11 protein-coding genes and 1 pseudogene are annotated in these 13,476 nt (G+C 60.4%); 8 read left to right on the top strand and 4 right to left on the bottom strand.

Going from position 1 to position 13,476, the window contains the following annotated elements:
* Window positions 1-173 precede the first annotated feature (173 nt).
* Entirely contained in the window at window positions 174-872 is a 699-nt protein-coding gene (locus FLM9_RS08580; RefSeq protein ID WP_438801338.1) for a hypothetical protein, read from the top strand.
* Window positions 873-1,497: 625 nt separating this feature from the next.
* Here the strand turns inward: FLM9_RS08580 and FLM9_RS06040 are convergent.
* Genes FLM9_RS06040 through FLM9_RS06030 form a run of 3 tightly spaced genes read right to left on the bottom strand, consistent with a single transcriptional unit; the run spans window position 1,498 to window position 3,633 of the window.
* Entirely contained in the window at window positions 1,498-1,800 is a 303-nt protein-coding gene (locus FLM9_RS06040; RefSeq protein WP_074457724.1) for a YlxR family protein, read from the bottom strand.
* Window positions 1,797-3,128 (bottom strand): transcription termination factor NusA, encoded by a 1,332-nt coding sequence (gene nusA, locus FLM9_RS06035; protein ID WP_081340246.1) that lies wholly within the window; start codon window positions 3,126-3,128, stop codon window positions 1,797-1,799. Before nusA ends, FLM9_RS06040 begins: the two co-directional genes overlap by 4 nt.
* A 37-nt stretch (window positions 3,129-3,165) precedes the next feature.
* Window positions 3,166-3,633: an LSm family protein gene (locus tag FLM9_RS06030; RefSeq protein WP_074457752.1), complete on the bottom strand. Its 468-nt coding sequence runs from the start codon at window positions 3,631-3,633 to the stop codon at window positions 3,166-3,168.
* 179 nt (window positions 3,634-3,812) lie between these two features.
* Here FLM9_RS06030 and FLM9_RS06025 point away from each other — a divergent pair, with 179 nt between their 5' ends.
* From FLM9_RS06025 to rpiA, 3 genes are all read left to right on the top strand, one after another.
* Window positions 3,813-4,580, top strand: coding sequence for a metallophosphoesterase (locus FLM9_RS06025; RefSeq protein ID WP_074457723.1), 768 nt, complete (start codon window positions 3,813-3,815; stop codon window positions 4,578-4,580).
* A gap of 201 nt (window positions 4,581-4,781) precedes the next feature.
* A complete protein-coding gene (locus FLM9_RS06020; RefSeq protein WP_081340249.1) occupies window positions 4,782-5,861 on the top strand; it encodes a trypsin-like peptidase domain-containing protein in 1,080 nt (359 codons plus the stop codon).
* Window positions 5,862-5,913: 52 nt separating this feature from the next.
* Window positions 5,914-6,636, top strand: coding sequence for a ribose-5-phosphate isomerase RpiA (gene rpiA, locus FLM9_RS06015; protein ID WP_074457721.1), 723 nt, complete (start codon window positions 5,914-5,916; stop codon window positions 6,634-6,636).
* A gap of 16 nt (window positions 6,637-6,652) precedes the next feature.
* Here the strand turns inward: rpiA and hisD are convergent, their stop codons facing one another.
* On the bottom strand, window positions 6,653-7,963 hold the full coding sequence (hisD, locus tag FLM9_RS06010; RefSeq protein ID WP_074457720.1) for a histidinol dehydrogenase: 1,311 nt from the start codon (window positions 7,961-7,963) through the stop codon (window positions 6,653-6,655).
* A gap of 87 nt (window positions 7,964-8,050) precedes the next feature.
* Here hisD and rpsT point away from each other — a divergent pair, with 87 nt between their 5' ends.
* The 4 genes and pseudogenes from rpsT to rpoC1 form a co-directional block, all read left to right on the top strand.
* Complete coding sequence (rpsT, locus tag FLM9_RS06005; RefSeq protein WP_074457719.1) at window positions 8,051-8,368, top strand: 30S ribosomal protein S20; 318 nt, start codon at window positions 8,051-8,053, stop codon at window positions 8,366-8,368.
* A complete protein-coding gene (locus FLM9_RS06000; protein WP_074457718.1) occupies window positions 8,361-9,227 on the top strand; it encodes a TatD family hydrolase in 867 nt (288 codons plus the stop codon). The genes rpsT and FLM9_RS06000 overlap by 8 nt, the downstream gene beginning before the upstream one ends.
* Window positions 9,228-9,496: 269 nt before the next feature.
* Window positions 9,497-12,784: a DNA-directed RNA polymerase subunit beta gene (rpoB, locus tag FLM9_RS05995; protein ID WP_074457717.1), complete on the top strand. Its 3,288-nt coding sequence runs from the start codon at window positions 9,497-9,499 to the stop codon at window positions 12,782-12,784.
* An 87-nt stretch (window positions 12,785-12,871) separates the two neighbouring features.
* A pseudogene (gene rpoC1, locus FLM9_RS05990) lies at window positions 12,872-13,476 on the top strand (DNA-directed RNA polymerase subunit gamma); the annotation flags it as partial.

Below are 13,476 nucleotides of genomic sequence, written 5' to 3'. Positions count from 1 at the left end.
TCCCTGGTCGAGCCCATTGACCTTTTACTGGCTTCCTGGGGCGTGGTGTGGAGGTTGCGGATAGGAAACTGGTGGGACCCTGGGACTTGCGAACAGGTTTCTCGGCCACAGGAGATTTGGCGGACGCAAGCTTAGGTGGCGCCATAAGCTGGGGCGGCTGCTTGACCGGCTTCTTGGCGACCGTCTTCTTGCTCACCTTGTCCGATAGGTGTGCATCCTTGGGACGGCGATTGCCAGCTGCGGAGGATTGTCGGGTCACCTTCGCCTGCTTGGTGGCGGCCGCAGACCCCTTGAACGGCTTATCGGCTAACGGCTTACCACCAACGGATGGTGACCTGACCACCACAGGAGTTGCTTTTGTCCTGGATGGCTTGCTCTCCAGAGCAACTGCGGCTCCGGGAGCCTTGGGCGCCGTGGGCTGGATCACGGTGGGCCGCACTGGCTTGGGCTTCTGGGACGGACGTGATGCAGCGGATGGTGGTGTCTTCACCGCTGCAGGGACCGCCTTTGCCGACGGTTTGTCCTTGGTGGCAGCCGCAACTCCAGGAGATTTTGGTGCAATGGGTCGCACCAGCTTGGGCTTCCGGGATGGCTTGGGTTCCACAGATGGCGGCTTCGCTATCGCAAGATCTGTATTGACCTTGGTTGCCGTCCCCTTGCCAGCGGTCTTGCCTGTGGTGTGCTGGTCCGCTGTTTTGGCCTTGAGCTTGACCACACTGGGGCGCCGGGGACCTTTGTTGGCCGTGGTGGTGCTATTGGTCGCGGTGGCGTTGGCCAGTCTGACAGGGCCGGGAGCCGTCTCCCTGGCTGGTGGGGAGGGCTTTCTATGGAGTTTCTGGGTGGCCGATGGCGTCGTGCCAGGGGTGAGCTGACGTGGGGCGGTGGCTTGTGGTGGCGTGGGTCGTGCGGTCAGCACTGCCTTGGATTTCAGCCGGACCGTGAACGCTTTGCCGGTGGGTTTGGCCTGGTGCCTGGGGTCTGGTTGCACTGGACCAGACTTGTCTGATCCAACAGCCGTCTTCTTTTGAGCGGCCTTGGTTTTGTAGGCGGCTGCCGAATCTTCAGTCAGATGACCTTCGGCCACAAGGTGGCCAACGATGGTGCTGGCCTGGCCCTCGCTGATTGAGCTGCTGTGACTCTTGAACGGGATGGAACGGGTCTTGGCAGCGTCAAGAATGCACGAGTTCGGAAGGCCAAGGTCGCGCGAAAGATCATAGATACGGACTTTTTTGCCGCTGTTGGTCATGCGTACTCCAAATGAGCGATGAGGGTTGCCCCCCATCGAGCCCTCCTTATGCAAGGGTCATTGACATCTTGCCCCAGGAAAGGCGAGTACTCCTTGAGAGTCTCACCAAAACCTTGGCTCCACAAGATTTCCCTTGAGAAAAGCTTGCAGACGAGGACCACTCGGGCCTACAGGACAGAAGCCATGGGGCTTGTGGTATCGGCCTGGAGCGTGAGCGTAAGACCAAACTGCTGCGGCACTTGAGGGCAGCGTCATTCTACAGGAGAATCTTGAACCTGTTTCCCGTTGTCCGACTCAGCGTTGTCCAACTCGGCCGCCAGGGCGGCGTCAATAGCGGGATGATTGGGGATGCGCAGGCTTTTCTGGATCCGTTTTCGTTGCCGTGCGTCTTGCAGGCAACGTTGGGAACGGCACACATAGGCGGAGCGGCCAAACCCCTGACCCAGACCAATCCTCCCGCCCGCCAACCGCACCAGGCGCAGCATCCGGGTGCGGTCCTTCAGGTGTGTGCAACTGACACAACGCCTCACCACAGGCTTCTGGGTGGTGCTCATGGCTGTTGTTGCCAAAGCGTTTGACCATCCAGTTCATCCCGCTGTGGATAAAGCTCCCGCAGGCGGGCGTCCTCCTCGGCGCGCATGGCCTGTTCCGCCTTGATGCGCGCTTCTGTTTCAATTTGCGCTTTTTCCTCCTTCTGCCGCTGGGCAACGAGCTTGGCCACCACAGCTTCCTCTTTCCCCTGGTCGTACTCCGCCGAATTTTTAATATCGATCTTCCAACCCGTGAGTCGCGCAGCCAGACGGACGTTTTGGCCCTGGCGGCCAATGGCCAGGCTCAACTGGTCCGGGGGAACAAGCACGTGGGCGTGGTGCGCTTCAGGATCCACCAGCCGCACCTGACCCACCTTGGCGGGGCTTAAGGAATGGGAAATGTATTGGGCCGGGTCCGCCGACCAGCGGATCACGTCAATCTTCTCGCCCCGCAACTCGTTAACCACCTGCTGGATCCGCGAGCCACGGGCTCCAATACAAGCGCCCACAGGGTCCACTTCCCGCTCCGTGCTGTCTACGGACACCTTGGTCCGTGTCCCCACAGAGCAGCGGGAGGGAGGGTTGGCTTCCCGGGCCACGGCCACAATGCGCACAGACCCCTCCTGGATTTCCGGGACCTCATTCTCAAACAGGTAGACCACCAGCCCCGCATTGGCGCGAGAGACAAACAACTGGGGTCCGCGCCGCGGCACCTCAGACACCTCCTTGAGGAACACCCGGAAGGTGGCGTTGGCACGATAGTTGTCATTGGGAAGCTGATCTCGCCGTGGGAGCTCCGCCTCCACTTCCGGCCGTCCAAGGCCGGAACTGACAGCCATGATCACGCTCTGGCGCTCAAAACGCAGGACCCGGGCGGTGAGCACAGGGTCCTCCAGGTCTGCGAACTCCTCCTGGATCATGTGACGCTGGTGGTCCCGTAGCCGCTGGGCCAACGTCTGCTTCGTCTGTGTGGCGGCCATGCGGCCGAAGTCGTCCCGCTCTGGCGTCACGTCCAACACCACCGTGTCGCCAATCTGGGCATCCTCCGCCACCTGCTGCACGTCGGCCAGAGCAATCTGATGGTCTTCACTATCCACCTGGTCGACGATGATCTTGCTGGCCAGAATCCGGAAGCATTCCTCGTCAAGGCTGAGGGAGACGTCAAAATTCGCAAAATAATCCCCGTCAAACGGATCTTCACCGCTCCCCAGCATCTGTGTGCGCCGGTACTTCTCATACCCCTTGAGAAGGGATTCCCGCAGGGCTTGCTCAACCGTACTGGGGGGTAGCTTCTTCTCTTCGCTGATGTTCTCGATCAGGGCCGCCAGGCCCGGAAGCATTACGAGCGCCATGGATGGTCAGGTTGTGGATAGCAAAAGAGTGGTTGGCCTAGCCGAATTTGCCGGTGGTGAGTCGTACCTGGAGCACATCACCACGGGGAATACGGGTAATGCGGCCCTTGCGGTTCAGCCAGACCACAGTCTCGTCCCGGCCCATTAAGGTGCCGTGGACAACATCATGACGTTCCTGCCGCTGACGGTGGAGTTCCACGGGGAATCCACGGAAGCTTTGGAAATCACGATCACTGACCAGGTCCTCGCCGAGACCGGGGCTGGACACCTCTAGGACAAAGGCCTTGGGAAACAGTTCGGCTTCGTCAAGGAGAACCCCCAGGCGATGGCTGAGCTGTTCACAGTCAACGATGGATACGTCATCTCCATCCAGGCGGCGGATGGCCACAACCACCGTCAGCGGTTGACGGTGGGCCTGAATGGCCACGTCGGAGACAACCAGGGCGAGGGGGGTGGCGGCCGTCTCGGCGTGACTGCGGACTGTGGGAATTAAGGCGTGAGTCAAGGTACTGGACCGGACAGACTCCCTAAGCCAACTGAGGGGGATACTCCTGGCCCAATCTCCACAACTGCACCGTGCTCCGGCAATGGGCACGGACACCATGAAAATCGAACGGACCCAGTGGCAATGTGAAGAAAAGCTAGCAACCTTTCAGACCATTGGCACATCCAACGGCATGGACAGTGGCTCAACTGACAGACCTCCACCTGCTGGCCGACCCTGGGGGATACTATCGCGGCGTCAACAGTCATGTCCAGTTCCAGACCTGTCTTCGCGCTGTCTGCAGCGCGGATCCCGACCTCATCCTGCTGACGGGTGACCTGGGCCATGATGAAACCTGGGCAGCCTGTGGGTTGCTTCGGGATCAGTTGGCCACCTGCGGCATCCCTGCCCTGGTGATGGCGGGGAACCATGACCAACCCCAGTTGCTGAGAAGTTGCCTGGCTCGACACGCCTCGGTTGCGCCCTGTGGGGTGGCTGTGGGCAACTGGCTGGTGATCGGTCTGGATTCCCACGTGGCCGGCTGCATGGGTGGCCGTCTCTCCGCTGTGCAACTGGACTGGCTTGTGGGCATCCTCCGCCCTCATCCGGGCCCCTGCCTGGTGGCCCTTCACCACCCACCCACCGCCATTGGCTCTCCACGCATGGATGCCATCGCCCTGGAGGAGCCGGAGCGTCTTCTGGACCTGCTCCAGGCTTTTCCCCAGGTGAAGGGGGTGGTGTTCGGCCATGTGCATCAAGCCTGGCAGCAGCAGGTCCCCCTGCCGCTGATGGCCTGTCCATCCACGGCAGTGCAGATTGCGCCAATCCAGCCCAGTGCCCATCCCGACGCCCCGGGCTGGCGCCTTCTGCGGTTGGAGGCCGACGGCCGGTTGCACACCCGGGTGATGCGGATCGTCCATGGGCAAGTCACCCCTGACGAGCCCCTGACCCAGGGTGTACCCGGCTAGCTTGTGGGGCAAAACGGTACTGTGTTGTTGTTGTTCTACCATCACGGACCGAGGTTTATCGCCAGGGCTCGACTGCTGTTGCAGGGATGGGCTGCCGCCCTTGCCGCTGCCGCAACCTTTGCGCTGGTACTGGCACTGGCCTTTCCCCAGCCCCTTCTGGCCCAGGCTGACGGCCCGACCGCAGTTGACGGCTTGACCACAATGGCGCTGCCGGACCCGGCCGCCACATCCCAACTCCACGACCACAGCTTTGTTGCCGTGGCTGTACGGCGTGTGGCGCCGGCCGTTGTCCGCATTGACACGGAACGCCGTGTCCAGGATCCTAGTCTCAATCCCCTGCTGCTGGAACCTCTGCTGCGGGATGCCCTGGGGGATCTGCCCAACACCTATCAGCAGCATGGCCAGGGCTCAGGGGTGGTGATTGCCGCGAATCCGGAGAAGAACCGTGCCCTGGTGCTCACCAATGCCCACGTGGTGGATGGGGTTGACCGTGTGGAGGTGACGTTGGCGAATGGGCATTCCTTAACCGGCACGGTCAGCGGCAGTGATTCCGTTACGGACCTGGCCCTGGTGACCCTGTCCAGCGGCGGCAACGCCATCCAGGCCGCGCAACTGGGAGACTCGGCAAGTCTTGAGGTGGGGGACTGGGCCATTGCCCTGGGCAACCCCTACGGACTGGACAGCACGGTCACCTTGGGCATCGTCAGCCACTTGCACCGCAGCATTGCCAGTCTGGGATTTGCCGATAAACGCCTGGACCTCATCCAAACCGATGCTGCCATCAATCCCGGTAACTCCGGCGGTCCCCTGGTCAACGCCGCCGGCGAGGTCATCGGGATCAATACCTTGGTGCGCAGTGGGCCGGGGGCTGGACTGGGATTTGCCATTCCCATCAACCTGGCCCGGCACGTGGCCATGCTCCTGGAAAACCAGGGGGAGATCACCCATCCCTATCTGGGACTTCAGATGGTGCAACTGACCCAGCGACGCGCTCGCCGGCACAATGCTGATCCCAACACACTGCTGAAGCTCCCCGAGCGGGATGGTGCCTTGATTCAGAAGGTGGTTGAGGCCAGTCCGGCGGAGCGGGCCGGATTGCGCCGGGGTGACCTGGTGGTGGGGGCTGATCAACAGACTGTCCGTGAACCGGCGGAGTTGCTGGCCCTTGTGGAAGCATCCCAGGTGGGCCAGCCCCTGCAACTCCACATTCAGAGGGGGGAGCAAGAGCTTCAGTTGGAGGTGACGCCCGAAGCCATGCCCAAAGCAGCCATGCCTGGTTGAGACTGAGGAGACACTAGTACCCTGCTAACATCTACCCGTCTGTCTCTGGAGAATGAGCGACCTGGAAAGCCGTGTCAAGCAGGCTGTGGCCGAGGCGGCAGTGGAGCAAGTCCGGAGTGGCATGGTGCTGGGCCTGGGATCGGGATCAACCGCTGCTCTCATGATTCAAGCTTTGGGGAAGCGGTTGAGCCAAGGTCAATTGGACAACATCACGGCGGTGCCCACATCCTTCCAAAGCCAGGTTTTGGCCAGCAGTCTGGGCATTCCCCTGGTGGATCTCAACCATGTGGAGGCCGTTGATTTGGCCATCGATGGCGCCGATGAGGTGGATCCCGGTTTCCAGTTGATCAAAGGAGGGGGCGCCTGCCATGTGCAGGAAAAACTGGTGGCCTCGGCGGCGCGCCGCTTCGTGGTGGTGGTGGATGCCAGCAAGCTGGTGGAGCGCCTAAATCTGGACTTTCTCCTGCCGGTGGAGGTGCTCCCTGGTGCTTGGGCCCTGGTGAGTCGCCGTCTTCGGGCTATGGGGGCCGAGTGTGAGTTGCGGATCGCACAACGGAAGGCCGGACCGGTGGTGACCGATCAAGGCAATCTGGTGCTGGATGCCCACTTCCCCGGGGGCATTGGTGATGGCGCAGAGTTGGAGCGTCAACTCAACTCAATTCCTGGCGTGGTGGAAAACGGCCTGTTTGTCAACCTGGTGGACCAGGTGCTGGTGGGGGAGGCGACGGAGCAAGGCATTCATGTGCGCACGCTGGTGCCCCCTGACGGCCCCTGATTCTTGTGCTTGCCGCCTATTCTTTTTGAGTCTTGAGCCGCCGCCGTACGGATTCCCCATGACTGTGGAGACCCTCGCTGGCCGCCATGGCCATCACGTGTTGACCTGTGGCCTCCAGTGCCCCATGGGTGTAGTGGATCAGGCTCATGTTGGTCATGAAGGTTTCCACGCCAAGGGCGCCGGCAAAGCGAGCCGTGCCGCTCGTGGGTAAGGTGTGATTGGGACCAGCCAGGTAGTCCCCCACCGCCTCGGGCGTCTCGGGGCCGATGAAGACGGCTCCGGCATGGCGGATGCGGGGCAACAATGTATCGGGCTGGGCCACCAGGAGTTCCAGGTGTTCCGGTGCAAATTCGTTGGCCAGATCAACGGCGTCCTCCAGGGTGGCCACCTTGGCGGCCAGACCCCAGTCCTGGAGTGATCGGGCGCTGGTGGCTGGCTTGGGGTGCTCCGCCAGTTGCCGAGCCAGACAGGAGGGGAGACGGGACAGCAGATGGTCGCTGGTGGTGAGCACAACGGCGGCAGCCAGGGGGTCGTGCTCGGCCTGGGCCAGGAGATCAGCTGCCACCAACTCCGGGGCTGCCGTCTCATCGGCAATGACCAGCACCTCGCTGGGACCGGCCAAGGCATCAATGGCCACCGTGCCGTACACCGCCTTCTTGGCCATGGTCACGTAGACATTCCCGGGTCCCGTGATTACGTCCACGGCAGGGACGGTCTCCGTGCCATAGGCCAGGGCAGCAATGGCCTGGGCCCCTCCAATCCGGTAGATCTGGTCCACGCCCGCCAGGGCTGCGGCCGCCAACACCACCGGATTGACTGAACCGTCCTTGGACGGTGGAGTCACCATCACCACCTGCTCCACCCCGGCCACCTTGGCAGGAATGGCATTCATCAAGACGGTGCTGGGATAGGCGGCTCGGCCACCGGGAATGTAGAGCCCCGCCCGGGTCATGGGCCGCCAACAGCGTTGCAGCCGTTCTCCGTAGGGACCGGTCATGTCAATGTCCGGGGGGCGCTGTTGGCAGTGGAACGCCTCGATGCGGCTGTGGGCGGCTTCCAACGCCAGCCGCAACTCCGTTGGCAAACTGTCCAAGGCCCGCGCACCAGCCTCCGGGGCCACCAGCAACTCCTGGGCGGCAAAGCGCTGTCCGTCAAAACGGGCTGTAAAGTCCAGGAGGGCGGCATCTCCCTGCTCCCGAACAGCAGCAATGATGGTCTCCACCTGCCGGGTGTGTTGCTGGTTGCTGTGGAGGCGCGCTGCAATCTGCCGCAGACGGGCGCGGGTGTCTTGGGCCGTCCGCAGAACCGGCAGACCGGGCAATGCCATTGTTGCGGCACCCATTGCAGAGGCGATGGCTGAGGGTATGGGCTTAGGATAGACTCTCAAATCCCTTACGAAACGGTTCAGCCACCTTTGGCCAACATCAAATCGGCACAAAAGCGTATTGCCGTTGCCGAGCGCAACCGACTGCGCAACCGCATGTACAACGCCGGGGTGCGCACCCTGGTAAAGAAATGTCTCGGGGCCTGCACAGCCCATGGCACTCATCCTGATGAGACGGGTCAGGAACTGGTGACCACCAGTGTTCGTGCCGCCTTCAGTCGCATTGACAAGGCGGTGAAGCGGGGTGTGCTCCACAGGAACACTGCCGCACGCCAGAAGTCCCGCCTCAGTCGAGTTGTCAAGCAGGCCCTGGAGCCGGCAGCACCGGCCCCTGCCGCCGATGAGTAAGGCTGACGCCCCACCACTCGTCGGCGCCCCCTTGGTGGATAGCCACTGCCATGTGGTCTTTGCAGATTTTCAAGACGACCTGGATACGGTGGCACAGCGTTGGCGAGAGCAGGGGGTCTGCGCCCTGGTCCATGCCTGTGTGACCCCTGAGGAGATCCCGGCCATTCGCCAGTTGGCAGACCGCTTCCCGGAGTTGCGTTATGCCGTTGGTCTTCATCCGCTGGAGACGGGGTGTTGGCATGAAGCCATGCCAAATCTTTTCCTGGAGGCCTGCCATCGGGATGAACGGGTGGTGGCGGTGGGAGAACTGGGCCTGGATCTTTACAAAGCCACCAACCTGAAGCAACAGGTCCGTGCCCTTGAGGCCCAACTGGACGTGGCCTGGGAGGTGGATCTGCCCGTGATTATCCACTGCAGGCAGGCCGCCGTGCTCCTGCGGGACATTCTGGTGGCGCGGCGCCAAGCCGGACGACCGGTGCGCGGGGTCATGCACTGCTGGGCCGGCACACCGCAGGAGATGGACTGGTTCCTGGACTTGGGCTTAATCATCAGCTTCAGTGGAATTGTCACCTTCAAGAACGCCAAGGCCGTCCATGCCTGTGCCCAGCAGGTGCCTGAGGACCGCTATATGGTGGAGACGGATTGCCCGTTTCTGGCCCCAACGCCCCATCGGGGCCAGCGCAACGAGCCCGCGTTCGTGGTCCGTGTGGCCGAGACAATGGCGGCTTTGCGCCACTGCTCCACCGAGAGGGTCCGCCACGTGAGCAGCCAGACAGCGGCACGCCTCTTTGGTCTGGAGTCGTTGCTGCAGGGATCATTGACTGCCATGGGGGAGCAATTCTCCAGAACTCCCCCGTGATGCTGGCCCCAAACACTCCGGCCCACTGTAGACTAAGCTTTCACACAGGACTTGGTGATGCCCTGTGGCAAACTGAGTCACAATTACCCCCACAAGGCACTTGTCCAAGGTTGAGGAACTTCACTACAGGTCTTTGAGCAGCCCAGCAGGGCCGAGCGTTCCCCCCTTTGAAGAATCGCCTGCCTCTTCCTGTTGCCTTGCATGAAGCCCTCTCCCGACAACCCCCAACCCAGCCGTCTTTGTCATTTCTCCAACAGGGACACCACCCTATGAGCAGCGCCATTCAGGTCGCCAGAGCCGCCACCCATCTTCCTGACCTCGTGGAGGTGCAGCGGAGTAGCTTCAAGTGGTTTCTGGAGAAGGGGCTGATTGAGGAGTTGAACAGCTTCTCGCCCATCACCGACTACACGGGGAAGCTTGAGCTCCACTTCGTTGGTGATCAGTACCGGTTAAAGCACCCTCGCCATGACGTGGAGGAAGCCAAGCGCTGTGATGCTACCTATGCCTCACAGATGTACGTGACCTGTCGCCTGATCAACCGGGAGAGCGGCGAGATCAAGGAGCAGGATGTGTTTATCGGGGAGCTACCGTTGATGACCGAGCGGGGTACGTTTATTATCAATGGAGCAGAGCGGGTCATCATCAATCAAATTGTCCGTAGCCCTGGTGTCTATTTTAAGGATGAGCAAGACAAGAATGGTCGTCGCACTTATAATGCCAGCATGATTCCCAACCGTGGAGCCTGGCTCAAATTTGAAACGGATAAAAATGGTCTTCTCCATGTTCGGGTGGACAAGACCCGCAAGATCAACGGCCATGTGATGATGCGTGCCATTGGCCTGTCCGACACGGACGTGCTGGACAAGCTTCGTCACCCTGAGTACTATAGAAAAACCATTGAGGCCAGCGCGGAAGAGGGAATCTCTTCGGAAGATCAGGCCCTGTTGGTGCTTTACAAGAAGCTGCGGCCAGGGGAGCCCCCCTCGGTCAGCGGTGGTCAGCAGTTGCTACAAAGCCGCTTCTTTGATCCCAAGCGCTATGACCTGGGCCGTGTTGGCCGCTACAAGGTCAATAAAAAGCTGCGACTCACCATTCCTGATTCGGTGCGCATTCTCACCCCGGAGGACGTGCTCTCCACGCTGGATTACCTGATCAACCTGGAGTTGGACGTGGGGGGGACGAGCCTGGACGACATTGATCACCTGGGGAATCGCCGCATCCGCTCCGTGGGTGAGTTGCTACAGAACCAGATGCGGGTTGGCCTCAGCCGGCTGGAGCGCATCATCCGTGAGCGCATGACCGTCGGCGAAGCCGATACGCTGACACCTGCCCAGTTGGTCAATCCCAAGCCTTTGGTGGCTGCCGTCAAGGAATTTTTTGGCTCCAGCCAGTTGAGCCAATTCATGGACCAGACCAACCCTCTGGCGGAACTCACCCACAAGCGACGCATTTCTGCACTGGGTCCTGGCGGCCTCACCCGAGAGCGGGCGGGCTTTGCCGTGCGAGATATTCACCCTTCCCACTATGGGCGCATCTGCCCTATTGAAACTCCGGAGGGTCCAAATGCTGGCCTGATTGGCTCCCTGGCGACCCATGCCCGCGTGAATGAATACGGCTTCATCGAGACCCCCTTTTGGAAATGCGAAAACGGCCGCGTGATCAAAGAGGGAGATCCCATCTACCTGGCGGCTGACGTGGAGGATGAATGCCGTGTGGCTCCCGGTGACGTGGCCACCGATGGCGAAGGCTACATCCGCGCTGAACTGGTACCCGTGCGCTACCGCCAGGACTTTGAGAAGGTGCCTCCTGATCAGGTGGATTACGTGCAGCTCTCGCCCGTGCAAATCATCTCCATCGCCACGTCCCTGATTCCCTTCCTGGAGCATGACGACGCCAACCGCGCCTTGATGGGCTCTAACATGCAGCGCCAGGCCGTACCGTTGCTCCGTCCCACCCGGCCCCTGGTGGGCACGGGTCTGGAACCCCAGCTTACGCGGGATTCCGGCATGGTGCCCATCACCCGGGTGGACGGCGTTGTCAGCTTTGTGGACTCCGCTACTATTGTGGTCACCACGGTGGATGGAGGGAAGCATGTTCACTATCTGCAAAAGTACCAACGCTCCAACCAGGACACCTGCCTCAACCACCACCCCATTGTTCAGGTGGGGGACCAAGTGATCCGTGGTCAGGTGCTGGCGGATGGCTCCGCTTGCCAGGGGGGGGAATTGGCCCTGGGGCAAAACCTCACCGTGGCCTACATGCCCTGGGAAGGCTACAACTACGAGGACGCCATTTTGATCAGCGAGCGGCTGGTTCTGGACGATCTCTACACGTCCATCCACATTGAGAAGTATGAGATCGAGTCCCGCCAGACGAAACTGGGGCCTGAGGAAATCACCCGTGAGATCCCCAATCTTGCTGAAGAAGCCCTCGCCAATCTGGATGAAAACGGTATCGTCCGTATTGGCGCCTTTGTCACCGCGGGAGACGTTCTGGTGGGGAAGGTGACACCCAAGGGAGAGTCCGACCAGCCCCCTGAAGAAAAGCTGCTGCGGGCTATTTTTGGCGAAAAGTCCAGAGATGTTCGGGACAACTCCTTGCGGGTGCCCTTCAAAGAAAAGGGACGGGTGGTGGACGTGCGCGTCTATACACGGGAGCAGGGGGACGAACTGCCGCCGGGCGCCAACATGGTGGTCCGGGTCTACGTGGCGGTACGGCGCAAGATCCAGGTGGGGGATAAAATGGCGGGACGCCACGGCAATAAAGGCATCATTAGCCGCATCCTGCCCCGACAGGACATGCCGTATTTGCCGGACGGATCCCCTGTGGACATTGTTCTCAACCCTTTGGGCGTGCCTAGTCGCATGAACGTGGGCCAAGTCTTCGAGTGCTTGATGGGTTGGGCCGCCGAGCACCTGGGGATCAGGGTCAAGGTGATCCCCTTTGACGAGATGCACCAGCCGGAGATGTCCAAGCAGACGGTCACCAGTTTTCTGAAACAAGCCGCAGCACAGGAGGGCAAAGAGTGGATCTACACTCCCGACCATCCAGGCAAAATTCAGTTGACGGATGGCCGTACAGGCGAACCTTTTGATCAACCGGTCACCGTCGGCAAGGCCCACATCCTCAAGCTTGTGCATATGGCGGACGACAAGATCCATGCCCGATCCACTGGCCCCTACTCCCTGGTGACCCAGCAACCCCTTGGCGGCAAGGCCCAGCAAGGGGGGCAACGACTTGGGGAGATGGAGGTGTGGGCCCTGGAGGCCTATGGCGCCGCTTATACGCTCCAGGAACTGCTCACGGTCAAGTCTGACGATATGCAGGGTCGTAACGAGGCCCTCAACGCTATTGTCAAAGGCAAGCCCATCCCGCGGCCAGGGACACCGGAGTCGTTCAAGGTGTTGATGCGGGAGTTGCAGTCCTTGGGTCTGGACATTGCTGCCTACAAGGAGAGCGGCATGGAAGTGGACCTCATGCAAGACGTAAATCCTCGCCGCAGCACCCCCAGCCGTCCCACCTATGAGTCTTTGGGCATTCCTGACTACGACGACTAACCCCGCAACGGTGACCGGAAAGCGTTTCCGCCTCCCCGAAGTCACCCTTCTTCTCTTCCCTTTCTCTGATCCTAATTCTTGAAAGCCATGTCCACCAGCAACATCCGTTCCGAAAACCACTTTGACTACGTCAAGATTACCCTGGCCTCTCCGGAGCGAATCCGTTCCTGGGGGCAGCGCACCCTGCCCAATGGTCATGTAGTTGGTGAAGTCACAAAACCGGAAACCATCAACTATCGTACATTGAAGCCGGAAATGGATGGCCTCTTCTGCGAGAAAATCTTTGGCCCGGCTAAAGACTGGGAATGCCATTGTGGTAAATACAAGCGGGTGCGTCATCGGGGAATCGTTTGCGAGCGCTGTGGCGTTGAGGTGACTGAAAGTCGGGTGCGTCGCCATCGCATGGGTTACATCAAGTTGGCGGCACCTGTTTCCCATGTATGGTATTTGAAAGGGATTCCAAGTTACGTGGCGATTATCTTGGATATGCCATTGCGGGATGTGGAGCAAATTGTTTATTTCAACTGCTATGTTGTTTTAACAAAAAACGAACAATACAATAAGATGATTGATCAGTTTTTCAATGTGGCTACCTATTCTATTACCTTGGGTGAATTGCCAAGCTCTGACGTAACTGTTAATCTTAATGCTAAAAGTAATAACTCTTCCACTGCAAAAATTAGTCCGGATAA

The organism is Candidatus Synechococcus spongiarum (assembly GCF_900047545.1).
GTDB classification, from domain to species: domain Bacteria; phylum Cyanobacteriota; class Cyanobacteriia; order PCC-6307; family Cyanobiaceae; genus Synechococcus_B; species Synechococcus_B spongiarum_C.
Note: the sequence above shows the minus strand (reverse complement) of the source record. Positions and strands in the feature narration are given on the sequence as shown.

Coding starts and splice junctions, on each gene's coding strand:
- FLM9_RS06040 (WP_074457724.1), bottom strand. CDS start 1,800: ATGAGCACCACCCAGAAGCCTGTGGTGAGGCGTTGTGTCAGTTGCACA.
- rpoB (WP_074457717.1), top strand. CDS start 9,497: ATGAGCAGCGCCATTCAGGTCGCCAGAGCCGCCACCCATCTTCCTGAC.
- FLM9_RS06000 (WP_074457718.1), top strand. CDS start 8,361: ATGAGTAAGGCTGACGCCCCACCACTCGTCGGCGCCCCCTTGGTGGAT.
- FLM9_RS06020 (WP_081340249.1), top strand. CDS start 4,782: ATGGCGCTGCCGGACCCGGCCGCCACATCCCAACTCCACGACCACAGC.
- rpiA (WP_074457721.1), top strand. CDS start 5,914: ATGAGCGACCTGGAAAGCCGTGTCAAGCAGGCTGTGGCCGAGGCGGCA.
- nusA (WP_081340246.1), bottom strand. CDS start 3,128: ATGGCGCTCGTAATGCTTCCGGGCCTGGCGGCCCTGATCGAGAACATC.
- hisD (WP_074457720.1), bottom strand. CDS start 7,963: ATGGCATTGCCCGGTCTGCCGGTTCTGCGGACGGCCCAAGACACCCGC.